This is a genomic window from Paenibacillus sp. D51F (genome assembly GCF_053345695.1).
The window spans coordinates 13,358-38,863 of record NZ_JBKFAO010000021.1; the positions used below are offsets into that span (position 1 = coordinate 13,358).

19 protein-coding genes are annotated in these 25,506 nt (G+C 58.3%); 16 read left to right on the forward strand and 3 right to left on the reverse strand.

The window, feature by feature from the left end; translation table 11 throughout:
• Positions 1 to 64: 64 nt before the first annotated feature.
• The 6 genes from ACLBWT_RS22400 (at position 65) to msrB (ending at position 7,166) form a co-directional block, all read left to right on the forward strand.
• The gene (locus ACLBWT_RS22400; protein ID WP_447665292.1) at positions 65 to 2,845 is read left to right on the forward strand and encodes a CHASE3 domain-containing protein; all 2,781 of its coding nucleotides are present in this window, start codon (positions 65 to 67) and stop codon (positions 2,843 to 2,845) included.
• Positions 2,846 to 2,910: 65 nt separating this feature from the next.
• Positions 2,911 to 3,243: a LapA family protein gene (locus ACLBWT_RS22405; protein ID WP_447665293.1), complete on the forward strand. Its 333-nt coding sequence runs from the start codon at positions 2,911 to 2,913 to the stop codon at positions 3,241 to 3,243.
• A 78-nt stretch (positions 3,244 to 3,321) separates the two neighbouring features.
• Positions 3,322 to 4,779: a nicotinate phosphoribosyltransferase gene (locus ACLBWT_RS22410; RefSeq protein WP_447665294.1), complete on the forward strand. Its 1,458-nt coding sequence runs from the start codon at positions 3,322 to 3,324 to the stop codon at positions 4,777 to 4,779.
• Entirely contained in the window at positions 4,751 to 5,896 is a 1,146-nt protein-coding gene (locus ACLBWT_RS22415; RefSeq protein ID WP_447665295.1) for an alpha/beta hydrolase, read from the forward strand. Before ACLBWT_RS22410 ends, ACLBWT_RS22415 begins: the two co-directional genes overlap by 29 nt.
• A complete protein-coding gene (locus tag ACLBWT_RS22420) occupies positions 5,897 to 6,097 on the forward strand; it encodes a hypothetical protein (RefSeq protein WP_447665296.1) in 201 nt (66 codons plus the stop codon).
• A gap of 112 nt (positions 6,098 to 6,209) precedes the next feature.
• Positions 6,210 to 7,166, forward strand: coding sequence for a peptide-methionine (R)-S-oxide reductase MsrB (msrB, locus tag ACLBWT_RS22425; RefSeq protein ID WP_447665297.1), 957 nt, complete (start codon positions 6,210 to 6,212; stop codon positions 7,164 to 7,166).
• A gap of 91 nt (positions 7,167 to 7,257) precedes the next feature.
• Here msrB and ACLBWT_RS22430 read toward each other — a convergent pair whose 3' ends face one another.
• Positions 7,258 to 7,839 (reverse strand): TetR/AcrR family transcriptional regulator, encoded by a 582-nt coding sequence (locus ACLBWT_RS22430; protein WP_447665298.1) that lies wholly within the window; start codon positions 7,837 to 7,839, stop codon positions 7,258 to 7,260.
• A gap of 336 nt (positions 7,840 to 8,175) precedes the next feature.
• Here ACLBWT_RS22430 and ACLBWT_RS22435 point away from each other — a divergent pair, with 336 nt between their 5' ends.
• The 6 genes from ACLBWT_RS22435 (at position 8,176) to nrdF (ending at position 16,836) form a co-directional block, all read left to right on the forward strand.
• Positions 8,176 to 10,449 (forward strand): YhgE/Pip family protein, encoded by a 2,274-nt coding sequence (locus ACLBWT_RS22435; protein ID WP_447665299.1) that lies wholly within the window; start codon positions 8,176 to 8,178, stop codon positions 10,447 to 10,449.
• A gap of 561 nt (positions 10,450 to 11,010) precedes the next feature.
• Positions 11,011 to 11,565: a glutathione peroxidase gene (locus tag ACLBWT_RS22440; protein WP_447665300.1), complete on the forward strand. Its 555-nt coding sequence runs from the start codon at positions 11,011 to 11,013 to the stop codon at positions 11,563 to 11,565.
• 485 nt (positions 11,566 to 12,050) lie between these two features.
• Entirely contained in the window at positions 12,051 to 12,704 is a 654-nt protein-coding gene (locus tag ACLBWT_RS22445; protein WP_447665301.1) for a TVP38/TMEM64 family protein, read from the forward strand.
• A 579-nt stretch (positions 12,705 to 13,283) separates the two neighbouring features.
• Positions 13,284 to 13,643, forward strand: a complete 360-nt coding sequence (gene nrdI / locus ACLBWT_RS22450) for a class Ib ribonucleoside-diphosphate reductase assembly flavoprotein NrdI (protein ID WP_447665302.1) — start codon at positions 13,284 to 13,286, stop codon at positions 13,641 to 13,643.
• Entirely contained in the window at positions 13,630 to 15,714 is a 2,085-nt protein-coding gene (gene nrdE, locus ACLBWT_RS22455; protein WP_447665303.1) for a class 1b ribonucleoside-diphosphate reductase subunit alpha, read from the forward strand. Before nrdI ends, nrdE begins: the two co-directional genes overlap by 14 nt.
• 165 nt (positions 15,715 to 15,879) lie before the next feature.
• Positions 15,880 to 16,836 carry a class 1b ribonucleoside-diphosphate reductase subunit beta gene (nrdF, locus tag ACLBWT_RS22460; protein WP_447665326.1) on the forward strand — a complete coding sequence of 319 codons (957 nt, stop codon included), beginning with the start codon at positions 15,880 to 15,882 and terminating at the stop codon, positions 16,834 to 16,836.
• A 297-nt stretch (positions 16,837 to 17,133) separates the two neighbouring features.
• Here nrdF and ACLBWT_RS22465 read toward each other — a convergent pair whose 3' ends face one another.
• Together ACLBWT_RS22465 and metE are read right to left on the reverse strand one after the other, a co-directional pair.
• Positions 17,134 to 17,451, reverse strand: a complete 318-nt coding sequence (locus ACLBWT_RS22465) for a hypothetical protein (protein ID WP_021880059.1) — start codon at positions 17,449 to 17,451, stop codon at positions 17,134 to 17,136.
• Positions 17,452 to 17,696: 245 nt separating this feature from the next.
• On the reverse strand, positions 17,697 to 20,024 hold the full coding sequence (gene metE / locus ACLBWT_RS22470) for a 5-methyltetrahydropteroyltriglutamate--homocysteine S-methyltransferase (RefSeq protein WP_447665304.1): 2,328 nt from the start codon (positions 20,022 to 20,024) through the stop codon (positions 17,697 to 17,699).
• A 441-nt stretch (positions 20,025 to 20,465) separates the two neighbouring features.
• Here metE and ACLBWT_RS22475 point away from each other — a divergent pair, with 441 nt between their 5' ends.
• The 4 genes from ACLBWT_RS22475 to ACLBWT_RS22490 all read left to right on the forward strand — a co-directional run bounded on the left by ACLBWT_RS22475 (position 20,466) and on the right by ACLBWT_RS22490 (position 25,441).
• On the forward strand, positions 20,466 to 22,076 hold the full coding sequence (locus tag ACLBWT_RS22475; RefSeq protein WP_447665305.1) for a PucR family transcriptional regulator: 1,611 nt from the start codon (positions 20,466 to 20,468) through the stop codon (positions 22,074 to 22,076).
• A gap of 76 nt (positions 22,077 to 22,152) precedes the next feature.
• Positions 22,153 to 23,247: an XdhC family protein gene (locus ACLBWT_RS22480; protein WP_447665306.1), complete on the forward strand. Its 1,095-nt coding sequence runs from the start codon at positions 22,153 to 22,155 to the stop codon at positions 23,245 to 23,247.
• Positions 23,244 to 23,966: a nucleotidyltransferase family protein gene (locus ACLBWT_RS22485; RefSeq protein WP_447665307.1), complete on the forward strand. Its 723-nt coding sequence runs from the start codon at positions 23,244 to 23,246 to the stop codon at positions 23,964 to 23,966. The genes ACLBWT_RS22480 and ACLBWT_RS22485 overlap by 4 nt, the downstream gene beginning before the upstream one ends.
• A gap of 332 nt (positions 23,967 to 24,298) precedes the next feature.
• The gene (locus ACLBWT_RS22490; RefSeq protein WP_447665308.1) at positions 24,299 to 25,441 is read left to right on the forward strand and encodes a BMP family ABC transporter substrate-binding protein; all 1,143 of its coding nucleotides are present in this window, start codon (positions 24,299 to 24,301) and stop codon (positions 25,439 to 25,441) included.
• The last annotated feature ends 65 nt before the right edge of the window (positions 25,442 to 25,506 follow it).

Below are 25,506 nucleotides of genomic sequence, written 5' to 3' on the forward strand. Positions count from 1 at the left end.
GAGGGATAATCCGGCGCAGGGCCAGCTTATGCGCCCTTCGCCGGCCAGAACAGGGGATAGAAAGTTGTCGAGCCAATCGAAGCGGAGAATTACGATCAGATCCAAGATTATCGCCGGTTATGCCGTCATATTGGTATGCCTGGCGGTTTCGATTCTTGTCGTCTTCACCCAGTTCGGAAAAGTACAGCAGGAAACGAATTACATTACGAGCCATGATATCGAAGTGCATAATCTAACGAACAAGATTGAAAAAAACATGCTGGACATGGAGACCGGACAGCGAGGCTTCATTGTTACCGGCGAGGATAATTATCTGGTGCCATACCGAAACGGGTTTTCGGACTGGCAAATCAATTATGACAGTCTTATGGAGCTTATATCGGACGACCCTCTTCAGATGAAAACATTGGAATCGATCCGGAAGGTCATTGAAGAGTGGCTGGCCATAACGATGCCTGTCATCGATTCCAAGCAAAACGGTGACGAGGCTGCGATCCGCGAGTTTTATGTCATTGACCGAGGCCAGCAGGACATGGACAAGCTCAGGGGAATGTTCGAGGGGTTCCGCGGCACGGAGAAAACCCTTACCGCCAAACGGCTTGCCAATCTGGAGGAAGGAAACAGCATGCTTCGAATGACGCTGCTGTCGCTGCTCGGACTGTCCATCCTTCTGTCGGCTCTGATCGGCTGGCTGCTGTCGCGCTCCATCGTGCGCACGATCCAAAATGTGACGGATTGCCTGGAGAGCATGTCCGGAGAAAGCGAGCAGAGCGCAGCCGATCTCTCGATCCGGGTGCCGATCTCGACTTCGGATGAGGTGGCCGATCTTGCCGCCGAGACGAACAAGCTGCTGAAGAAGCTCGAAGGAGAGAGCTGGATCCAGCGCTACAGCGTAGAACTGGGCTCCCGCCTGCAAGGCGCGGAGCATCTGGACGAGACGGCCGACATGGTGGTCCGCTACATCGCGGAGGCTCTGAAGGCGCCTTACGGGGCGCTGTATATTTCCGATCCGCAGCACGCTGGAGCCAAGTTGACGCTTGCCGCGTCCGTATCGGGCGGCGGATCGGCTCTGGAGAAGTCGCCCGCTTCCTTCGGCTTCGGAGAAGGGCTTGTCGGACGCACGGCTGCCGAAAAGCTCAAGCGAAGCTACGCCGTGCCGGAGACGTATATTCGGATCTCCTCCGGACTGGGCAGCGCTCCGCCTACTCATCTGCTGCTGATTCCGGTCCTGTTCGAAGGAAAGACGCTGGGCGTGCTCGAGCTGGCATCCTTCAAGCCATTCGAGCATCATCTGGAAACATTCGCAGAGAAAGCCGCCAATATGCTGGGCAGCGCCCTCAACAGGCTGTTCACGCAAAGTCAAATCCAGAGCCTGCTTCGCGAGTCTCAGGCGATGACGGAGGAGCTGCAGGTTCAGACGGAAGAGCTTCAGACCCAGCAGGAGGAGCTGACCGTCTCCAACGAGCAGCTTGGACGGCAGTTCGTGCTGTCGGAGGACAAGAACGACGAGCTGAGCCAAATCCAGTCGGAGCTGAAGCAGTATTCCGAGCGGCTGGAGCTGACTTCGCGCTACAAAAGCGAATTTCTGGGCAACATGTCCCATGAGCTGCGGACGCCGCTCAACAGCATGCTGATCCTGTCGGAAATGCTGGCCGAGAATCCAGCCGGGAATCTGTCCGAGAAAGAAGAGGAATTCGCCCGCATCATCCATTCTGCCGGGGTGGATCTGCTGGATCTGATCAACGACATTCTTGATCTGACGAAGATCGAGGCCGGACGAATGGATCTGCAAGTGGATGCCGTCAACATGTCGGAGCTGCCGGAGAGCATGTTCTCCGGATTTTCCGGCATTGCCCACAAACATCAGCTTGACTTCAAGATGAACTGCGGCAAGGATGTCCCTTCCCTGCTGTACACGGATGAGAGGAAGCTAAGGCAAATTCTCAAAAACCTTCTTTCCAACGCCTTCAAGTTCACCCCTCAGGGAGGAGTGTCTCTGGAAATTGCGCTCGTCCCCGCCGAAGAAGCCAGGAAGCTGCTTCCGCAAGCCGGCGGAGAGGAGATCATCTCCTTCCGGGTCAGCGACACCGGAATCGGGATCGATCCTTCCAAGCAGGAAGTCATCTTCGATGCCTTCCAGCAGGCCGACGGCACGACGAGCCGCCAATTTGGAGGCACTGGCCTCGGACTATCGATTTCCCGCGAGCTTGCCGGATTGCTGCGCGGGCTCATCACGCTCGACAGCAGCCCGGGAGCGGGCAGTACGTTCACCTTATATGTTCCGTCGTTGTCCTCCTTGACGAATGCCGGCGGTGCAAGCAAGGATGCGGCTGAGGCTGAATCGCATCAATTCCATACGACGCCGGAGCGGAGAGATTCGGAGCCGTCTTGGGTAAGGAGCGCAGCCGCCAAGCAGCAGGCAGCCGCGTCATCCGACCGGAGCGGCAGCCATCCGGCTCTGGCAGGCCGGCTTATCCTGCTCGTCGATGACGACATCCGCAATGTCTACAGCCTGTCGAATGCCCTGGAGATCGAAGGGGCCGAGGTGCTGACAGCGAACAACGGCGAGGAGGCGCTTCAGCTTCTCGACGAGCGAGAGGATATAGACGTCGTCCTGATGGATATGATGATGCCGGTCATGGATGGCTATGAAGCGACGAGACAGATACGAGAGCATCCCCTGTACCGCGATATTCCCGTCATCGCTCTTACCGCGAAGGCGATGATGCAGGACCGGGATCTATGCCTGGCCGCAGGGGCTTCGGATTACATCAGCAAGCCGATTGCGATCGAACAGCTGTATTCCCTGATCGAAGTGTGGATGCCGAAGAAAAAAAGGGTTTGAACGGGCATGGCGTCCGGGTAAAAGGGAACAATATCCAATGAAGAGAAGGCTTGAGGTGATTTCCGATGAAAACGCAAGGTCTGTTAATATCCGGCTTGGTTTTTGCCTTGCTCATTGCCATATTCGCCGTCATCAACGTCGATCCGGTGCGGGTCAACTTCATGTTCGCGACGACGAGCGCGCCGCTTATCCTGGTCATCCTGATCTCGGCTTTGCTGGGCGGCCTGAGCACGGGGCTTTTCGGAATCATCCGCCAATACCGGCTCCAAAGGGAAATCAAAGGATTGAAGAGAGAGCTGGATGAATCCCGGGCGCTGCACAGCTCCGACCGGCCCGTCATCCAGGATCGGGACCTGCTTGCGGAGCATGACAACGGATTGTTGAAACCGGCTGAATAAATTCCGAGCCAAAGGCTGCGCCGTTCAAGCGGCGCAGCCTTTGCCATTGGCGAAGCTTGTCCATCTAGGAGGTCAACGATGAACTGCGAGGATCTAACGCTTCATACCGACAAATACCAGGTCAATATGATGTATGCCCACTGGAAGATAGGCACGCATAACCGCAAAGCCGTCTTTGAGATGTATTTCCGCAAGCTGCCCTTCGGCAACGGATTTGCTGTTTTTGCCGGATTGCAGCGCATTGTCGAATACATCTCCAAGCTGACCTTCAGCGAAGAGGATCTGGACTATCTCCGCACCCAGGAGGAAGGATACGAAGAGGCTTTCCTGGACGAGCTGCGCTCCTTCCGTTTTACGGGCACGCTTGAAGCGGTGCCGGAAGGAACGCTCGTATTTCCGGGAGAGCCGCTGATCCGGGTCGAAGCGAGAATCATGGAAGCCCAGCTCGTGGAGACGGCTCTTCTGAACGCGGCCAATTTCCAGACGCTGATCGCGACCAAGGCATCGCGGGTCAAGCAGGCGGCGGGAGACGATACGCTGCTCGAATTCGGAACCCGGCGCGCCCAGGAAATGGATGCGGCCGTATGGGGAGCAAGGGCGGCTTACATCGCCGGCTTCCATGCCACAAGCAACATGAGAGCCGGTATGATGTTCGGCATTCCGGCAAAGGGAACCCATGCCCATGCCTGGGTACAGGCATTCGACAGCGAGCTGGAAGCCTTCATGAATTACGCCAAGGCGCTCCCGGATGGAGTCACGCTGCTTGTCGATACGTACGACACGCTCAAGAGCGGCGTCCCCAATGCCATCCGGACGGGAGAAGAGCTGAGGAAGGAAGGCAAGGAGCTTCAGGGCATCCGGCTCGACAGCGGCGATCTGGCGGTGCTGTCGAGGGAAGCCAGGCGGATGCTGGACGAAGCCGGATTTCCCGATGTGAAGATCGTCGCTTCCAACGACCTGGACGAGCACATCATCATGAATCTCAAGGCTCAAGGCTCGCGGATCGACACATGGGGCGTCGGCACGCAGCTGATCACGGCAGCGGATCAGCCCTCCCTAGGAGGCGTATACAAGCTCGTCGCCAGAGAGAAGGACGGCCGCTACGAGCCGGTGATCAAAATCTCCGGCAACCTGGATAAAGTGTCCAATCCGGGCGTGAAGGACGTTTACCGCCTGATCGATCGCCGAAGCGGCATGGCTGTAGCCGACTTCATGACTTTGCGCGGGGATTCGGCGCCGACGGAAGGAGCGATGCTCAAGCTGGTCGATCCGGCCCACCCATATGTGACGGCAGAGGCGGAGGATTATGCAGCCGTTCCGCTGCTGAAAGCAGTCTTCCGGGACGGACAGCTGACGGGAGCACTGCCCGCATTGGATGAGATTCGAGCTTATCACGCCGAGCAGCTGAAGCTGTTCCGCCAGCCTCATCTGCGCAAGCTGCATCCGGAGCCGTATCCGGTTGCTTTCAGCGAGTCGCTATGGAGCCTGAAGACGGAGATGATCCAGCGTGTCAAGCCGAGAACGGGAGGGCGCTGATTCCGCGAAGCGTCCGATTGGACCCCGCTCGCTGCCGCTCAGGCTGCTGCTTGGCATTGTCCATGCCGGATCTTGGATGACGGGCCTGCCATTGCGGCGGATGCGCCCTCGCATGCGGCTGTTCATGAAGGGATTGGATGCGGCCGCAGCCCTTCGGGTGGAAGGCAAGGCAGTCTGGAAGGACATGGCCGTAACTGCCCATGACGGCCGCCTGATTCCTGTTCGCCTGTATCGGCCCGAGAGCGCAGGCGAGTCGGACAAGCTCCCGATTGTCTTGTATTTCCATGGCGGAGGCTTCGCTCTTGGCGACCACACCGCCCGGCACCGATACAATCGGGCCTGGTGCGTGCTGAGCGGCTGCGTGCTGCTGTCGGTCGGGTACAGGCTGGCGCCGGAGCATCCGTATCCGGCCGGAGTGGAGGATGCTTACGATGTTTTGGATTGGGCCTCGATCCATGCGTCCGGCTTCGGGGGAGACGGCAGCCGGATAGCCGTGGCCGGCGAGAGCGCTGGCGGCAATATCGCGGCTGTGACGGCTTTGCTGGCCAAAGAGCGCGGAGGGCCGGACATCGCCTGCCAGGCGTTGCTGTACCCGGCGGTCGATCTGACAGGCGGCGCCGGCAGCGCGGCACAGCCTTCGCTGCGGGAAAACGGCAGGCAGTATTTGCTGACGCTGCGGCTGCTGCAGCAGTTCGCGTCCGCTTATGCCCCGAAGGACAATCGAAGCCGGCCAGCCGTATCTCCGCTCTTGGCGGATACGCTGGAGGGTTTGCCGCCGGCGCTCGTCGTCACGGCGGAGCTGGACCCGCTGCGCGACCAGGGGCATCAGTATGCTGAGCGTCTGCGGCGGGATGGAGTCGCGGTTGAATACCGCTGCTACGCGGGAATGATTCACGATTTTACTGCGATGATGCCGGGCTGGATTCCGGCTGCGGGACATTCGCTGCGGCTGGCGGCCGCCTATGTTCGGCGGGAGCTGGCCGCTGCAGGCAGCAGGATGCCATTCGAAGCGGATTCGGGGTTTTCCCCAGGCGGCGAAGAGAGCTCGGAGCTCATGGACTCGATCTTAAGGGAGCGGAGTCCGGAGCTGATGGTCCGGGAGGAAGGATGGAGCTAGATGAGCGATGAAGTACGCATGAACAGGCTGGCGGAAGAGAACGGGCAGCTGAGGGACCGCCTGTCCGGGCTGGAGCAGGAGAAGGCTTCTCTCGAAGCTGAGGTCGCCAGGCTCAGGGCGGAGATGCAGCGGCTGCGCAGAAGAATGGGCGGCGGCGGCTCGTCCATGTCGACCAAGCTGCAGGATGCGCTGCGGGAGTAGAGGCTTGGACTTGAAGGGCATGCTTTCGTTATAATAGTAGAAAGGGCCCGTGATAGAGTCCTTGCAGCATGATTGAATGCGACGATTACGATACCCCAGGAGGGATTTAGTTATGGCAAACGAGCAACTAGCTACATTCGCCGGAGGCTGTTTCTGGTGCATGGTATCTCCGTTCGAGGAGCAGCCGGGCATTATCAAGGTAGTCTCCGGCTACACAGGCGGACATAAGGAAAACCCGACTTACGATGAAGTATGCGCGGGCGATACCGGCCATACGGAAGCCGTTCAAATCACTTTCGATGCCGATGTGTTCCCGTACGCCAAGCTTCTGGACATCTACTGGCAGCAGGTCGATCCGACGGATGCGATGGGCCAGTTCGCGGACCGCGGCGACTCGTACCGTCCGGTCATCTTCTATCATAGCGAAGAGCAGCACAAGCTTGCGGAGGAATCCAAGCGCAGCCTCGAGGAGAGCGGGCGCTTCGACCGTCCGATCGTCGTCACGATCGAGCCCGCTGCAACGTTCTACGATGCGGAAGACTATCATCAGGACTACCACAAGACGCATCCGTTCCGCTACAAGATGTACCGCAAAGGCTCCGGCCGGGACGCCTTCATCAAAGAAAACTGGACGATGAAGAAAAACGAGGACGATCTGCGCTCCCGGCTCAATCCGATGCAGTACGAGGTGACCCAGAACAACGGTACGGAGCCTCCGTTCCGCAACGAGTTCTGGGATCACAAGGAGGAAGGGATCTACGTCGACATCGTTTCGGGAGAGCCTTTGTTCAGCTCCCTCGATAAATTCGATTCCGACTGCGGCTGGCCGAGCTTCACCCGCCCGCTGAGCAAGCAGGGCGTCAACGAGAAAACGGACACGAGCCATTTCATGGTCCGCACCGAAGTCCGCAGCCTCCGCGCCGACTCCCATCTGGGCCATGTTTTCGACGACGGTCCGAAGGATCAGGGCGGTCTCCGTTATTGCATCAATTCTGCTGCGCTGCGCTTCATTCCGAAGTCGGAGCTGGAGCAGGAAGGCTACGGCGAGTATGCTTCCCTCTTCCAGTAAGGTTTAACCGGCATGCCCAAAACAGCCGCCCGGCGTCATCGCGAGATGATGCCGGGCGGCTGTTTGCGTTGATTATGGTGCAGGACCAGGGCTATTCCTGCACGGAAACTCCGTTCAGGAAGTAGAGCTCGAACAATTTCATGATTTCCTCTTCCTTCATCGGCTGTCCCGTTGCGGCCGGCCAGTCGCTGACGAGCGTGATGAACAGCTTGATCAGCACATAGGCGGTAAGCTTGGGATCGCAGGGCTTGATCTCGCCTTTGACGATGGCGTCCTGGACGGCGCCGCTGACAAAGCCGTTCAGCGCTTCTTCGGTCATGCGGATGCCGAAGCCGGCCGCCGCGCTTCCGAATTCCTTCATCTCCAAGGAGAGGCGGACGCTGAGCTCATGCTCGCGGCGGTAGGTAAGCACGTCGAGCAGGCAGCGGTGAAGATTTTCGGCGAACGGCTTGTCCGGATCGATGGCAGCCTCCGCCACGGCGAGGATCTCTTTGATGAAGTTGTTCATAATTTCCTCGAACAGCTGCTCTTTATTATCGAAAAAAGTATAAATCGTTCCTTTACCCACTCGCGCGATTTTGGCGACCTGATCCATTGTAGTGGCTTTATAGCCGAACATGGCAAAGGATTTGGCTGCAGCGTTGACGACTTCCGTCCTCCGATCGATGGACATGAAAGGGATCGCTCCTTTATATCGGGGTTCCTCAGCCATCTCTTCATTGACCGTGGAACGAAAAATGTATTTTGGTCATTTGATACCAATCATAACTTTTCTATACGGAGAATCGCAACGGCCGTTTCATTTTTTACTTGAAGAGACAGGGCTTGCACTTCGGAGGAGCTCTTGCAAGATGCCCGAGAGCATGTTAAAGTAGTTTTTGACCAACTGACCGAAATTGATTTTTGGTCAGAACTTGAAGGAGAGAGCTACAGTGATCCAGCGGATCCTCGCTGGTTAGCATGCGCAAGCTGACTGAAATGATAAACGAAAGATAGGGTGAGAAATACAATGAAAGCCTTGAACGTCGTCGGCAAAGACCTGAAGGTCATGTTCAAGAAGCCGATGCTTGCGATTTCGTTCATTGCCGTTGCGTTTGTTCCTATTTTGTACAGCGGATTTCTGATCAAGGCGTCATGGGATCCCTACGGCCATCTGGAGAAGCTGCCCGTTGCTGTCGTCAACGAGGACGCCGGAGCGGTGTACAAGGGGAATACGCTTGACGCAGGACATGATTTCATCGACGAGCTGAAAAAAAACGAGAAATTCAACTGGCAGTTCGTAAGTCCTGCAGAAGCGGAACAAGGAATGAAAGACAACGAATATTATATGACGATCCGGGTTCCCAAGGACTTTTCCGCGAAAGCGACGACCTTGATGAACGACAATCCGGAGCGGGCCGAGATTATATTCGAGCCGAACGGCGATTACAACTTCATTGCCGGCCAGATCGGCAACAGCGCGATGAAGGACATTCGCGCCGATCTGAGCTCCGGCATTACGAAGGCTTATACCGAGAGCATGTTCGACCAGGTCAAGGAAATATCGGACGGCTTCTCGGAGGCCAGCAACGGCGCCGGGGAGCTGAAGGACGGAGCCGGCAAGGTGGATGACGGAGTGGCGAAGCTCAAGAGCAATCTCGCCAAGCTGGCGGAAGGCACGCAGAAGCTGCAAAGCGGCATGGATCCGCTCAGCCAGGGAGCCGGCAAGCTGAAGGACGGCACGCAGTCGCTCGTCAGCGGCAGCGGAAGCCTCGCAAGCGGCCTCAGCCAGCTGCATGCGGCCGGAGGCCAGCTGGAGCAGGGAGCTTCCGCGGCCAAGCAGGGAACCGACAAGCTGGCCGCAGGGCTGCAGCAGTCGGCGGACGGAAGCGCCAAGCTGCAGCAAGGGCTGCAGCAGTCGGCGGACGGAAGCGCCAAGCTGCAGCAGGGCTTGCAGCAGTCGGCGGACGGAAGCGCCAAGCTGGCGGATTCGCTGGCCTCGGCTGAGGAAGCGGGCGCGAAGGTGGCCGGCGGAGCCGAGCAGGTCGCGGCAGGCTGGGAGCAGCTCGTCAAGGCGAATCCCGAGCTTGCGGACAACGAGCAGGTGAAGCAGCTGCTCGCCGCGACACAGCAGCTCGCGCAGGGAAGCAATCAGCTGAGCGCAGCCCAGCAGCAGCTGCTTGACGGCGGCAAGCAGCTGGCTGCCAGCCAGCAGCAGCTGCTTGACGGCGGCAAGTCGCTGAATGGAGCCCAGCAGCAGCTGCTGGAAGGAAGCACTTCGCTCAGCGCCGCGCAGAAGCAGCTGCTGGCCGGAGCGCAGCAGCTGCAAGCCGGCACCGGCCAGCTGCAGACGGGCCTGCAGCAGTTCAATGCGAAGCTCGGCGACGCCGTATCCGGCGGAACCAAGCTGGCGAGCGGAGCGAAGGATCTCAGCAGCGGCGCCTCGCAGCTCGCTGGCGGCCTCGGCCAGCTCGCCGGCGGCGTCGGTTCCGTCGCGGACGGAACCGTCAAGCTGGAGAATGGCGCAGGCGAGCTGAAGGACGGCACGACCAAGCTGATCGACGGCTCGGGAGAGCTGCAGACCAAGCTGAAGGAAGGCGCCGACAAAACTTCCGACATCAAGGACGGGCAGCAGACGGTGGATATGTTCGCCGATCCGGTCCAAATCAAGGAAGACGGCTCGCGCAAGATCGAGCTGTATGGCGTCGGCATCGCCCCGTACTTCATCTCGATGGCGCTGTTCGTCGGAGCGCTGTTCTTCACGACCGTCATTTCATCGCGCCATTCGTTCCAGGAGAGCGCGGGCAGGCTCGGACGCTTCATGAGCCGCACATCGGTGTATGTGCTCATGAGCATCAGCCAGTCGGTCGTGGCGACGCTGATCCTGATGTACGGACTCAAGCTGACGATCGCGGATAAGCCTTTGTTCGTCGCCCTCGTCTTTGCCGCCAGCCTTGCCTTTACGCTCATCGTTCAGGCTCTCGTCACCTGGGGCGATCAGGTCGGCCGCTATCTGGTCGTCATGCTGATGATTCTGCAGCTCACCTCGAGCGCGGGCACCTTCCCCAAGGAACTGCTGCCTGAATGGATGCAGGCCGTGAATCCATGGCTGCCGATGTCCCACAGCATCACCGGGCTCAGAGCGGCGATCGGCAGCGGCGACTCATCGGCCATCTACTCGCAAATAGGTTATCTGGGCATCTACGCGGCGATCGCGCTTGCTCTGACCGCTCTTTACTTCGCTATATCCGGCCGCAAGAAATCCAGCATCGACGCGTTGCAGGAGCCGGCCGTGCCGGTCTGATCCTATCTCTTATGAACTCAGGGACTGCCCTAACAGTCATGAACATGACTTGGGCGGTCTCTTTTTGTTTTTTTAGCGCATTCGGTTGGAGGAGGGATGTGCATGCATCAAACAGGACTGGAAGCAGACTTGAAAAACGGATTCTGCAAGCGAAAGAAATCGATTGTAAGGATGTTCTTTAAATGGTATAACCTACCTTGAAATCGCGTTTTATGCGGATTAAATGGAGGAATAGTCATCAATCTGATCAAGCAAATATCTCTCTTCAGCCCGGGTACTTACTTTGTTGAAATCGCACGAGCTGCCTATGATCATTTGACCGACGAGCAAAAGGGCCAAGTTTCGAATCTGGCCACGCTGACAGCCGCCTAAGCGGCTTTGAGCCATCCTTGATAAACATGCAGCGCCGCCCAGCCTTCCGGAGTCCGGATGGCTGGACGGCTTGTTGCCTTTTTCTCTATTCGCGAAAAGAATAACCTCGCTGCCTCAGCGATTTCCCTGTTCATGTCGAAAAACAGGAAGGGATCGTGGGGGAATACAGCAGCTTGGGGGAAACAGAAGATGAGTGTGTACGATTATTCGGCCGTATCCATGATGGGGAAGGAAGTTTCGCTGGAAGAATACCGGGGCAAGGTGCTGCTGATCGTGAATACCGCCAGCGAATGCGGATTCACATACCAATACCAGGATCTTCAGAGGCTGTACGACCGCTACAAGGATCAGGGGCTGGTCATCCTGGGCTTTCCGTGCAACCAGTTCGCCGACCAGGAGCCGGGCTCGAATGAGCAGGTCCAAGCCTTCTGCACGCTGCGCTACGGGGTATCTTTCCCGATGTTCAACAAGGTGAATGTCCGCGATGCGGACGTGCATCCGCTGTTCCAGTACCTGACTTCGGCCAAGCCGTTCGACGGCTTCGATGAGACCCATCCGCCAGCCAAGCTTTTGAACGCCCTCATCGAGGAGAAATTCCCGCATTTCATGGACGGGGACTCCATCAAGTGGAACTTCACGAAGTTTCTGATCGGCCGCGGCGGCCAGGTCGTGAAGCGGTTCGAGTCTACGGTCGAGCCGATGGATATGGAGACGGATATCGAAGCGGAGCTGGCGCTCGGTTAACCGGAATTCCGATGGAGAGGAACCTGAAGGACTTGAGGTGAATTCGACCGCCGGCGCGCACCAATTGGCGGCGGGGCACAGATCGAAAAAAGACAAGGATGCGGAAGCTTTCCCGATTCTTGTCTTTTTTTCTTCTCCGACCCGGAAATCTCCTCGGCCTCGACGGGCAGCGTCAACGAAGAACCGCTTCGTCTTCCAGAGCTCCTGATCCCGGAGGGCGAGTCCTCAAGCGGCTTGACGAAATGCTGCAGAGCGGGGTGGAGCCATTTGCGCTTATAATGGAGATGTCGGGCCCGGCTGTTCCGCGTCCCTTTCCGATGTCGGCATCGCTCCAGGGATGGAAACGCAATCATGGAATGCCATGGAAAACGGCCTTCAGACGGCCATGTTTCCAAAGGATGTCTTTGTTTTTGCACGTGTCATAACGTAAAATGTTAAGTACTATATTAAAGGACCCCTTAATTCGATAAAGAAGCGGTGAGAGCATGTTCGATCGATTGAACGGGTGGATAGACGCCCTGGTCACGGCCAGCGGCCTGGATGGGCCATATATACTGCTTCTGACGATCCCTTTAGCTATTATTCAAGGGCTGTTCGGCGTCTTTCCCTTTGCCACGATCATCATGCTGCATATCTCTATCCTGGGCATTGCAGGAGGACTCGCGGCCAGCTGGGCCGCCGGCACGGTTTCCGCGCTCGTCGTGTACTTGCTGTTCCGCTATTTCTTCTACGGCAAGGTCCAGCGGCGCTTTCAGGCGCGGATGGACCGCTACGAGCGGTGGCAGGGCAGCCTGGACCAATACGGCGCCTGGCTCGTCATCCTGCTTCGTACGATTCCCGTCATGCCGAACAACCTGATCTCGTTCATGTCTGCCGTCGCCCCGGTCAAATTCGGACCCTATCTGTGGTCGTCCCTCGTCGGAAACCTATCCCATATATGGATGTTCGGCATCATCAGCTCTTCGCTGATTTTTCCCGATGCGGATCTTCGAGTGCTGATTTTGTCGTATTTTATCTTTCTCGGCATTCTCGGCATCGTCTTTCTGGCAAGCCGGGTGGCCAAGAGCTCGCGAGTTCGAAAATGGCGGGGAGAAAGCAAAAAAAATTCTGCGTCCGACAAGCCCGATCTTCCTGTCTAAGCGTGCAGAATCTTGTGGATAATTACCTGAACAAGAGCCCGGGAGACTCTCCCCGGGCTCTTTCGGTTCTTATCAACAGCTGTGAATAAGTCCATTTCCGGGATGGTGTTTTCAACTTGCAGGCATAAGGGTATATACGTGTCAACGGCTTGACAGCCACAATATATGGTGTTAAATTTAACACCTAGACCTACATATAGCAGTTTGAAGCATGAAGCGGACAAGCTGTCAAGACCCAATATATGCTTCTTCCGGAGACTCCGGAGACGGCCCGGCCACCCCGGGCGATGCTGCGGAGAGGGCCATCGGCAGCGTTTCTGCCGCCGCCCCGATCGGGAGTCCGGGCCGAGCGATTTGCTTGCGGGAGGCAACACCCGCAGCCAGACACAGACAGGATCAGACAACATGACCATACCAACCGGACACAGCCTGATGGAGCGGCAACAAGAGCAACGAACTCCAAGCAGGTCCTTTTTATTGTCTTTTCGACAGTAATCGGCAGAGCGGGCTCTCTGTACCCGTTCCGGTTCCGGACACAACATCTAGTTGCCATACATTTTTTCGAAGGAGTGAACCGCCATGCTGATCGCTTACGCCTCGCGTACCGGCAATGTGAAGAGATTCGTCAGCAAGCTGGGATTCCCGGCCGTGAAAATCGACGATTCCACAACCTTGGAGGAGCCGTTCGTCCTCGTGACCTATACGACCGGCTTCGGCCAGGTGCCGCCTGCCGTGGATGCGTTCCTGCAGCGCAGCGGTTCCTACCTTCGAGGCGTGTCGGCCAGCGGCAACCGCAACTGGGGACCCAACTTCGCGGGCAGCGCGGATATGCTGTCCGAGCAATACGAGGTGCCGGTCATTTGCAAATTCGAGCTTTCGGGCACGACGCGGGACGTCGAACAATTCATGCGGGAGGTGCAGCCCCTTGAGGCATATTGAGCTGAACAACGAGATTATGAAGCGCGGAGCGGACGGATTCTTCAAGTTGGAGAAGGATCGCGAGGCCGTGGCGGCATTCATGGAGGAAGCGCGAGCGAAGAGCCCAGCCTTCGCAAGCCATAAGGACAAGATCGATTATCTGATCGCGAACGACTATTACGAAAATCTGTACAACCATTATACGGAAGAAGAGGCGGTTGCCGTATTCGAGCTGGCTCACAGCCTGGAGTTCGAATTCCCTTCCTATATGGCGGCCTCCAAGTTCTACACGGACTACGCGATGCGCAGCAACGACCGCTCGCAGTTCCTGGAGCATTATCCGGACCGGGTAGCGGTCACGGCTCTGCATCTGGGCCGAGGCGACGCGGAGCTGGCCAAGTCGCTGGCGGTTTCCATGATGGAGCAGCGTCTGCAGCCGGCGACTCCGACCTTCCTCAACGCCGGCAAGAGCCGCCGCGGCGAGATGGTCAGCTGCTTCCTGCTGGAGATGGACGATTCCTTGAACTCCATCAACTACAACCTCTCGACCTGCATGCAGCTGTCGAAGATCGGCGGCGGCGTCGCCGTCAACCTGTCCAAGCTGCGTGGGCGCGGCGAGCCGATCAAAGGCGTGGAAGGCGCAGCGAAGGGCATCATGCCGGTGCTCAAGCTGATGGAGGATGCCTTCTCCTATGCCGATCAGATGGGCCAGCGCAAAGGCTCGGGAGCGGCCTACTACAACATCTTCGGATGGGACATCATGGAATTCCTCGACAGCAAGAAGATCAACGCGGACGAGAAAACCCGCTTGAAGACGCTGTCGATCGGCCTGATCGTGCCGAACAAGTTCTATAAGCTGGCCGAAGAGAACAAGCCGCTGCATGCTTTCGCCCCGTATTCAGTCTTCAAGGCTTACGGATCCCATCTGGACGATCTGGACATGGATGAGATGTATGACGAGCTGATGGCCAACCCGGCCGTCAAAAAGAAGCTGGTCATGAGCGCCCGCGACATGCTCGTGAAGATCGCCACGATCCAGCTGGAATCCGGCTATCCGTACATTATGAACAAGAGCAACGCGAACCGTAACCATGCCCTGAAGGATATCGGCTCCATCAAGATGTCCAACCTGTGCACGGAGATCTACCAGCTGCAGGAGACGTCCGAGATCGGCGACTTCGGCGAAGCGGACACGATTCGCCGCGACATCAGCTGCAACCTGGCTTCGATGAACATCGCCAACGTGATGCAGCACCGCAAAATCCGCGAAACGGTCCACGAGGGAATCGCCGGCCTGACTTCCGTCAGCGACATGACCCGCGTATCCAATGCGCCGGGCGTCGTGAAGGCCAATGAAGAGATGCACTCCGTCGGCCTCGGCGCGATGAACCTCCACGGCTATCTGGCAAAGAACAAGATCGCCTACGAAAGCCCGGAAGCCAAAGATTTCGTCCGCACGTTCTTCATGATGATGAATTTCTATTCCATCGAGAAGAGCTCCGACATCGCCGCGGAGAAGAACGAGCGCTTCCGCGACTACGATCGTTCCGAATATGCGAAGGGCACTTACTTCGATCGGTACCTGGCTACCGATTACCGTCCGACAACTGCCCGCGTCAAGGAACTGTTCGAGGGAATGGCTATCCCGTCACCGGAAGACTGGGCGGAGCTCAAGGAGAAGGTAGCCCGCCAAGGCCTATACCATGCTTACCGTCTGGCGATCGCGCCGACGCAGAGCATCTCGTACGTGCAGAATGCGACTTCCAGCGTCATGCCGATCGTAGAGCCGATCGAGACCCGCACCTATGCGAACTCGACGACCTACTACCCGATGCCGTTCCTGTCGCTGGATAATTTCTTCTATTACAAATCCGCTTATGCGATGGATCAGTTCAAGGTCATCGATCTGATTGCGGAGATTCAGGAGCATATCGACCAAGGCATCTCCGCCGTGCTTCACGTCAACAGCAGCGTGACGACGCGCGAGCTCGCCCGCTACTACCTGTACGCGGCGCACAAAGGGCTCAAGTCGCTCTACTATACCCGCACGAACCGTCTTGGGGTGGAAGAGTGCGTCAGCTGCGCCGTTTGATCTTTCCATGACCATCTCCGAGAGCCGCATTGATGCGGCTCTCGTTACTTAAGGCCGCCGAGCCGCGATATACAAGGAGGAAACCCCATGAAACCGATCGATCTCGCTACGCAGGATACGCCTTCTGCCTCTAGCCTGAACACGGAAGCCGCCGCTTCCGCTCCGCTGCGCGCCGTCAACTGGAACCGTCCGGACGACGACTACACCGCTACCTTCTGGAGCCAGAACCTCATGCAGTTCTGGACCGACGAGGAGATCCCGCTCTCCGATGACAAGATGAGCTGGATGTACCTGAACGACCAGGAGAGAGACACCTACATGAAGGTGCTCGGAGGCCTCACCCTGCTCGATACCGTTCAGGGAGGAGTCGGCATGCCGAGCCTCGTGGAGCATGTCGACGGCCTGCAGCGCAAGGCGGTGCTCGGATTCATGGGCATGATGGAGCAGATCCATGCGAAGTCCTACAGCAGCATCTTCACGACGCTGGCTTCCACGGAAGAGATCGATGCGGTATTCAAATGGGTGGAGAAGCATCCTTTGCTTCAGAAGAAAGCCTCGATCATCTCGGCATATTACCGCAACATCGACTCGCCTCGCTCGCTGTACATGGCTATGTCGGCATCGGTCCTGCTGGAGAGCTATCTGTTCTACAGCGGCTTCTTCTATCCTCTCTATCTGGCCGGTCAAGGCAAGATGACGAGCAGCGGCGAGATCATCGATCTGATTCTGCGCGACGAGAGCATCCACGGCCTCTACGTCGGCGTGCTGGCTCAGGAGGTCCATGCCTCCCTCAGCGAGCAGGAGCAGGCAGAGACGCTGCAGGAGCTGCGGACTCTCCTGACGACGCTGCATGAGAACGAGGACCGGTACACGGATGAGCTGTACAGCGGCATCGGACTTCAGGATGAGGTCAAGACGTTTGTCCGCTACAACGCCAACAAAGCGATGATGAACCTCGGCCTCGAGCCGCTCTTCGAGGAAGAGGATGTCAATCCGATCGTGTTCAACGGCATCAGCACCCGCACGAAGCAGCATGACTTCTTCTCCAAGAAGGGCAACGGCTATGTGCGGACCCTCAACGTGGAGCCGCTTCGCGATGAGGACTTTACCTTTAATTTCTAAACGGACCGAGCCGGTCTTGCAGCTGCCTCCAAGCGCATGAGCTTGGGGGCAGCTTTTTTTTGTGCAAGAATGCGGCCAGCTCGCCGGAACCGTCTTCATTGCTTGATGCTCTAGTGGCAGCGAAGCGGGAGATGCTTCAAGCGGGGCAGGTAGTCGTCAAAGGACAAGTACAACTGTCGGAAGAAGCAAGCTGCAGAAGCTCCAGAGGCTGCGGCTGTACATGGCTGGACGAACCAAAAAAAGCTCCAAGCCGATTGCGAGCAATGGCTTGGAGCTTTTTTTGGGGGGCGGGGACAGTCATTTCAGTTCGATGATTTCATTGATATCCTTGATCTTAAGCGCTTCCGCGATGGAACTGAGATGGTAGATGTTGAGCGTTCCGCGCTGCAGATGGCAGATCTCGGTGATGACATTGGGACGAACCCCGGCCAGGCGGGCGAGAGCGCCTTTGGTGAGTGGTTTGTACAGGCGTTTGGTTTCGCTGCTCAGCTCGGTGTAGGACCGGATGGGGAGAAGCGTGTTGGTCGATTCATCAATGAAATACTGGCGGATCAGCGTTTCCAGATTGCTTTGGATTCGATGCGTGGCTTTGTCATACGTGCTGGTAATGCTCATAGCAAACTCCCTCTCCTGTATATGTAAGAGTCCATTGACCTAATTAACTCTTATATCGGAAAGAAATCGGGAAATTTGCACTATTTATATCAACATTCGTAAAATTTATTTTTGAATTAGCGATTTTAACTTATTCGATTTGAGAACAAAAAAGAGGCTCTATTCCTTCTCTCCTGCCGGAGAATGGAAAAGAGCCTCTTTATTTGGAGCGGAAGCATGTACGCCCAACCAAAAATGGGAGATTATTACTGTTGCGCTGCGGAGCGGCGAGCGCGAACTTCCCGCGCGGCGGCCACCATATGGGCGAGCGATGCTTCCGTTTCCTCGCGTCCCCGTGTTTTGAGGCCGCAATCCGGATTGATCCAGAACAGCTCCGGATCAAGGTTGCGGAGCGAGCGCTCGATCATGGCGATCATCTCTTCCGTGGAAGGAACCCGCGGGCTATGGATGTCGTAGACGCCGAGTCCGATTCCCTTGCCGTACGTGTTCTCCTCGAAGCTGTGGATGAGCTCGCCATGCGAGCGCGACGTTTCGATCGAGATGACGTCGGCGTCCAGATCGCGGATCGTGTCGATGATATCCGAGAATTCGCAGTAGCACATATGCGTATGGATCTGAGTTTCGTCCTGGACTCCCGTCGTGACGAGACGGAAAGCGTCCACGGCCGCTTCGAGCTCTTCGGGCCAAAGGCTTTTCTTCAGAGGGAGGCCTTCGCGCAGGGCGGGCTCATCCACCTGGATCATGCCGATGCCTGCCGCTTCCAGAGCTTCGACTTCCTTGCGCAGCGCCAGGGCGATCTGGAAGGCAACCTCCGTGCGCGGCAAGTCGTGGCGGACAAACGACCAATTGAGGATCGTGACCGGACCCGTAAGCATGCCTTTGACCGGATGGCTCGTCAGAGATTGGGCATAGACGGTTTCCTTGACCGTCATCGGCTTCGTCAGTCGGACATCGCCGTAAATGACGGGCGGCTTCACGCAGCGGGAGCCGTAGGATTGGACCCACCCATTGCGGGTGAAAGCGAAGCCTTCCAGCTTCTCGCCGAAAAATTCGACCATGTCCGTACGTTCGAATTCGCCGTGAACGAGCACGTCGATGCCGATATTCTCCTGCACAGAGATCCACTTGGCGATTTCTTCGCGGATGAAGGCCTCATAGGCGGCATCAGGCAGCTCGCCTTTGCGCCAGCGCGCCCGGGCGGAACGGACTTCGGCCGTCTGCGGGAAGCTGCCGATCGTCGTCGTCGGCAGGAAGGGCAGCTGCCATTTCTTCTGCTGGACCGGCCGGCGGTTGGAGAAGCTGCTGGAACGGAATGTGCGTGCCGCTGCAAGCCGCTTCGCTTCTTCGCGCACAGCGGCGTTATGGCGCTCAGGCAGGGTTTCGAGAGCTTCAAGCGCCGCGCGGTTGGCCGCCAGGCCGTCCCGGATGCGCTCTGCGCCGGCAAGCTGCGGGTTGCCAAGCCCGGCGGAGCCGACGGCAGCTGCAGCAGTCAGAAGCGTCAGCTCCTCCAGCTTTTCATCCGCGCCGGCGAGAGCTCCCCGCAGACCTGCCGGAAGGCCGGTTTCACCGCTGAGGCTGACGGGCACATGCAGCAGGCTGCACGACGGCTGGATATGGAGACGATCGGAAGGGACGACGGAAGCGATCTTCTCCACGAGCGCCAGAGCCTTGGTCAGATCGGTTCTCCAGATGCCGCGACCGTCGATGATGCCCGCTCCGAGTACGCGTCCGGAAGGATATCCGCCGGAGAGGAGAGCTTGCAGGTTGACGCCGCGGTCATGGACGAAGTCAAGGCCGATGCCGGCGACCGGAAGCGCGGTAAGCGCGGCATAGTCGGCAGGCGCATCGAAATAGGTCTGAAGCATCAGCTTCAGCTCCGGAGCGGCGGCGGCGAGCTCGGCGTAGATGCTCTCCAGCCGCTTCCAATCCGCCGCATCCAGCTCGCCCGTGACGGACGGCTCGTCGATCTGCACCCATTCGGCGCCGGCATCGCGAAGCTCCGCGAGCACGCGGCCGTAGAGAGGGACCAGCTTGGCGATCCAGCTGTCGAACTCGCCGGCCGTGTAGCCTTTGGACAGCTTGAGGAAAGTGAAGGGACCGATCAGCACCGGCTTGGCTTGCAGGCCGAGCTTTTCCTTCGCTTCGAGATAAGCCTCCAGCGGGTAGTTGCGCACAAGCTTGGCTTCTGCATGCTGAAGCTCGGGAACGATATAGTGATAGTTTGTATTGAACCACTTTGTCATCTCGCAAGCGGTAGCGTCTTTTCTGCCGCGAGCCATGGCAAAATACAGATCGTTCGTCACAGGGCCGTCTTGATAGCCGAAGCGTGCTGGAATAAGGCCGAACATGGCTGACGTGTCGAGCACCCGGTCGTAGAAAGTGAAGTCGCCTACCGGCACGAGACCGATTCCTGCCTCCGATTGGCGGCGCAAGCGGCCGATCCGGATTTCTTCCATGCGGGAGAGAAATTCACCCTCTTCGATTTTGCCGGCCCAAAATGCCTCCAGCGCTTGCTTCCATTCACGCTTGTTCCCGATGTTGGGATAGCCCAAGCTGCTGCTGATCGCGTTCATTCCGTATCCTCCCGAAAATAAATGTGCGGCGGTCGTGATCTTGCCTTAAACGAAACATAACACGATTGCTCGGTTATAGACTAAGGCTTATAAGCTATAGCTGGCCATGCTCTGCGGTTATAGCGGATTTTCGTGAAGCGAAGCCTGGAGTTCAATGGAAAGGGAACCGAAAGAGAACCAAAAGGGAAACGGGAAGAAAAGCGAAAGGTAAAGAAAGTTGAAAGGAAAAAAGCCATAAAGGAAAAAAGTCAAAGAGGAAAAAGTCAAAGAGGAAAAAGCCAAAAGGAAAGCTGGCCGCTCACATGTAAATTAGATGTCAGATATAAAAGGGGGGATACGGAAGGGCAAATAAAAAAGGATTGTTGGATGGATGATCTCAACATATAATGATAGATAACCTAACACAAAGAGCGAATCAAGCCAGCGCGAGGAGGAATCCGAATGCATTTGACCGTCGAAGATGCGCTGTCCGTATATCCCCTTTCAGAAGGAAAGCTCGTTGCGGGAGCAGCCGGGAAAAACCGCATCGTCAAATCCGTCAATGTCATGGACGCCCCGGATATCTGGGACTGGATCAAGGACGGCGAGATGCTGTTCACGACAGGCTATCTGATCAAGGACGACCCTCAAGGCGGAGCGGGGCTGCTGGAGCAGCTGAACCGCAGAGGCTCTTCCGGACTCGGCATCAAGCTGGGCCGATTCTGGGAGCAGATTCCGCCCGCGCTTATCCTCATGGCCGACAAGCTTGGCTTTCCCCTCATTCAGCTTCCGTACGAATTCACTTTCTCCGATCAAATGAACGGGCTTTACAGGGCCGAAATGCAGCGAAGCACGAAAGCTCTTCAGGCGGCGATGGAAAAGCAGAAGCGTCTCATGCGCTTCGCCCTCCAAAGCGATCCCATTCTCCAGCTGTTCGAGGAAATCAGCGGAGTTGTCGGCTATCCTCTCGCGGTCGTCAGCGGGGAAGGCAGAGCTCTGTTCAACAACAGCGGCGTGCCGGAAGAAAGCCTTCTGCGGGCATGGCCATGGACGGGGCGGCATCCCTGGGTGAAAGGGGAAGGCTGGCAATGCTATCGCGTGCCTCTCCTCAGCGGGGCGAAGCCGGCGGGATACGCCTGCTTTGTCACGGGCGAGCCTCTCTTCACGACGCTTGAAGAAGGACTGTTCCATCAGGCGGCGGAGCTGATCGCCTATCAGATGGAAGCGCGAATTCAATCCGCGGACAACCGCAGCAGGCAGTACGAGGACCAGATCCGAGCCTGTCTAGCGGGCGTTTTGCCTCCCGCCGAGCTCGCCGCCTACGGAGAGAGCTTCGGCAATCCCGTGTTGAAAGGAGCGTACATCCCGGTTCTGACCTCGCCGGGCGGAACTTCCGACGCTGCCGGTCGCAGCGCCAGAATGGAGAGGATCCGCCAGGAATACGGGAGCCATCCCGTCCTGTCGGCATTGGGAGCCCTTCATCTGGATATGGAAGAGGGCGTCCTGTCGCTGTTTCCCGTTGGAGCCGGAGCCGATGAGCTGGCGGAGCATCTCGGGGCATGCTCCGGCAATCTGCGCAAGTCGACCGGCTGCGTCGCGAGAGTGGCCATAGGCGGACGCAGGAGCGGGGAGCAGTCGCTTGCTTCGGCATGGATGGAGCTCAAGGAGACGCTGCGGCTTGCCGCCGAATGGGGAGTGCCGGATCCCGTCGTGCCCTACCGGAGGCTGGAGCTCGCCTATCTGTTCGAGCATTGCCCGAAAGAGCGGATGACGGCCTATTGCGACCGGGTGCTGGGCGGATTGCTGCGCAAAGAACCGGAATACAGGCAGGAAATGCTGCGGACGCTGGAGGTTTACCTCGACAACGACGGCCAGCTGAGCGAGACGGCCAAGAAGCTCTACATTCACCGGAACACGGCTTCCTACCGGATGGATAAGATCAGCGAGCTGCTTGAGGTCGATCTCAAGAAGACGGACGATCTGCTGCGGCTGAAGCTGGCTTTCCAGCTGCGCGGCATGTCGGCGAAAGGAGAGGAGCCGGCTGCGGCGCTGCGATCGGCCGGAAGGAAATAGGGAGAGGGCCGAAAGGGATAACCGCGAACGTTCCGCATGGAATGGTTGTCGGGGAGGACTAAGAGGAGGGATGCTCATGGATGCGCATGTGGTGTTTTCTTCCTGGGATGGCGAGCGTCCGGCCGTCCTGGCGACGATTGTGGAGGCAAGGGGACATTCCTACCGCAAGCCGGGAGCCTGCATGCTGCTGGGCCGAGGGGGCTGGAAGCGCGGCAGCCTCAGCCCCGGCTGCCTGGAGGCCGATCTTGAGGCGCGGGCCGAGGCTTTGCTGGACATGGGCTCATCGCCCCCCGAAGCGGCTTGGGAAAGGGTGCTGTACGAAATGGAATCGCCCGACGACTTGATGTGGGGCGAGGCGATCGGCTGCGGCGGAACGGTGACCGTCCTCCTGGAAAGAGTGGAAGGGGAGCTGGCCGCTTGCATCCGGAGGGCTGCGGCCCATAGCGGCGAGACGGCCGTGCATTTGGAGCGGGTGCTTGAGCCGGAAGGGCGGATGATCGAATACCGGCTGCTTGAAGCTTCGAGCTTTTCCGGCGTTAGAGTCGAGAGCGATGGAGCTGGAATCTATTCTTTTCCGATTCATGCCCGCCCGCGCCTGATCATCTTCGGAGCCGGAGCCGATGCGCTTCCGGTTGCGCGGCTGGCCGAAGCGGCCGGGTTTCGCATTGCCGTGGCCGACTGGCGGGAAGAGCTCTGCACGGCGGAGCGGTTTCCGGAAGCGCAGCTGGCGCTCGGAACGGCGGATTCCATCCTGCGGAAGCTGAACGTCTGTCCTGCCGATTATGTGTTCATCTGCAGCCATCAGCTTCAGCGGGATCGGGCGATGCTGGAGCTGCTCGCTCCCTGCCCGCTGCGATATATCGGGATTCTGGGCTCGCGCAAGCGGGTGGCGGCGCTGCTTGACGGCCTTCTGCCCGCAGCTCCCGTCTACGCGCCGGTCGGTCTCGACATCGGAGCGGACGGTCCGGAGGAAATCGCGGTCAGCGTCGTTGCCGAGCTGATCGCCGTGCGGCGGCTGGCCGCGCGGGATGCGAAGCCGGCAGCAAGGGCCTCCATTCGTCCGCGGCATTCGCTTGTCCCTCTTCCTCGAGACAGAGAGGCGGCTGCGCTTGGCTCAGCCGGAGGAGAAGCCGGCTTCGCCTGCCCGGTTCGGCCCGGAAGGATAGGATGACAGCGGGAGAAGATGCGGAAGAAAGGGAAACCCTTGGGATGAACCGTCCGCTGAGAATAACGGGAATCTGCCTGGCTGCGGGCTTCAGCCGCCGGATGGGAGCCCCGAAGCTGCGGCAGCTGTTGCCGGATGGAACGCCGCTCGGTTCTTCTGCGGTTCGGACGATGACGGATGCGGGACTGCAGCGCCTGCTTGTCGTCGTGCGGGAGGACGACGACTGCTCCTGGCTGCCGGTTGGGCGCGGCGAAGCGGCTGGCAATGCGGCGGTGGAGATCGTGGCCTGCCGCGATGCCTCGCTGGGCATGGCACATTCCTTGCGCTGCGGCCTGGCGGCGGCCAATGACGGTGCTTGCGGCGAGCCGCCCGATGCGGTTCTGGTCGCTCTCGGCGATCAGCCGCTCGTCGACGCCGGACTGCTGGCCAGGCTGGCGGATGCCCTGCTTGGCAATCCGGAGCTCGACTGGGCCGCATGCGGCCTGCAGGGCGTTCCGATGCCGCCCGCGATCATGCGCGGCTCCATGTTCTCCGCGCTGGCCAGGCTGGAAGGAGACCGCGGGGCGCGGCAGCTGTTCGCCGGCGCGGGCTTCAGGGGTGAAATCCTCGGGGATGTGGCGGAAAGCAGCCTGTACGATGCCGATACTCCCGAGGATCTGGAGACGATCCGCGAGGCATGGCTGAATCGCAAGCCGGCGGCGGACCGGAGCACGCAGTTGCCATAGGTACAGCATTTTCCATAGGACAGAAGACTAGAATCTCCGTTTCGGAGGCTCGGGTCTTTTTTTGATTGCGGAAAGGCAGGACATGGGGAGGATCGGCCAGCCTGATGAAAAGGTGACATTCATGTTACGCGAGACAAGTCGAAGCGCAGCGCCCGGCACCATTTCCGCCTCGTGTTCGTGCATCATGCACAATGAAAACCGATACAAACCAGCCTTGATTCCAAATGTATGTCAGGTTAATTGACGCAACTGAAACATGAATCTTATAGTTGGGATCAGAAAGCCTCTGCCGCGGCCTCGAGCCAGGCAGCCGATCTGAAGGAGGATAAGAGATGAAGAGGGTCATTTCGTTCAAAGCAGCGACGGTCATGTTGATGGCACTTATGCTTGTGACGGCAGGATGCGGGAACAGCTCGAGCTCGAATTCCGGCACGGCGGCAAATGCAGGGACGGCGGAGGGCGGGAGCGCCAAGCCGGCGATCGAGAAGCCTCGCGTCGCATTTGTCTACATCGGGCCTCCCGGAGACGGCGGCTGGACCTACGAGCATGACAAAGGCCGCAAGTATATGGAAGAGCAGACCGGCATCAAGGCGGATACCGTCGAGAACGTCCCGGAGAGCGCGGACGCCGAGCGGATCATCACCGAGCTGGCGCAGGACCATGACATCATCTTCACGACCAGCTTCGGCTATATGGACTACACGCTGAACGTGGCGAAGAAGTTTCCGAAAGTGATTTTCGAGCATACGGCGGGCTATAAGACGGCGGACAATATGGGCACCTACTTCGGACGCAACTATGAAGCCAGCTATCTGTCCGGCATCGCAGCCGGCAAAATGACGAAAAAGAACCTCATCGGATACGTCGGGGCGTTCCCGATTCCGGAGGTCATCTACAACCTGAACGCCTTTGCCCTCGGAGCGCAAAGCGTCAACCCCGACGCCAAGGTAAGCGTCATCTGGTCCAATACCTGGTACGATCCGACGGCGGAGCGGCAGGCGGCGGTCAGCCTGCTGGACAAAGGCGCGGACGTGCTGCTCGCCTACCAGGATTCCCCGGCTACGATCCAAGCGGCGGCCGAGCGGGGCGCGTTCGCAGGCGGCAACGATTCCGACATGAGCCGGTTTGCGCCGGACAACTATTTGACCAACCCGACCTGGAACTGGGGTCCGTATTATACGAAGGTCGTCAAGTCAGTCATGGACGGAACGTGGAAGAGCGATCAGTACATGGGCGATATGAAGGACGGCATGGTCGGCCTCGCCCCTCTGGGAGCGAAGATTCCGGACGAGGTGAAGAAGCTGGTCGAGGATGCCAAAGCCAAGCTGCTGGACGGCACGCTGGACGTATTCGCAGGTCCGATCGCCGATCAGTCCGGAGCGGCCAAGGTCGAGCAAGGCAAGTCGCTCAGCCTCGACGAGATTCTCGCCATGGATTGGCTCGTCAAAGGCGTCGACGGAACGATTCCGAAGTAAGGACAACCGATAATCCGAACCGGAGCAGGCGTGTTCAGATCCCTTGTCCCCAAGGGGTCTGAGCC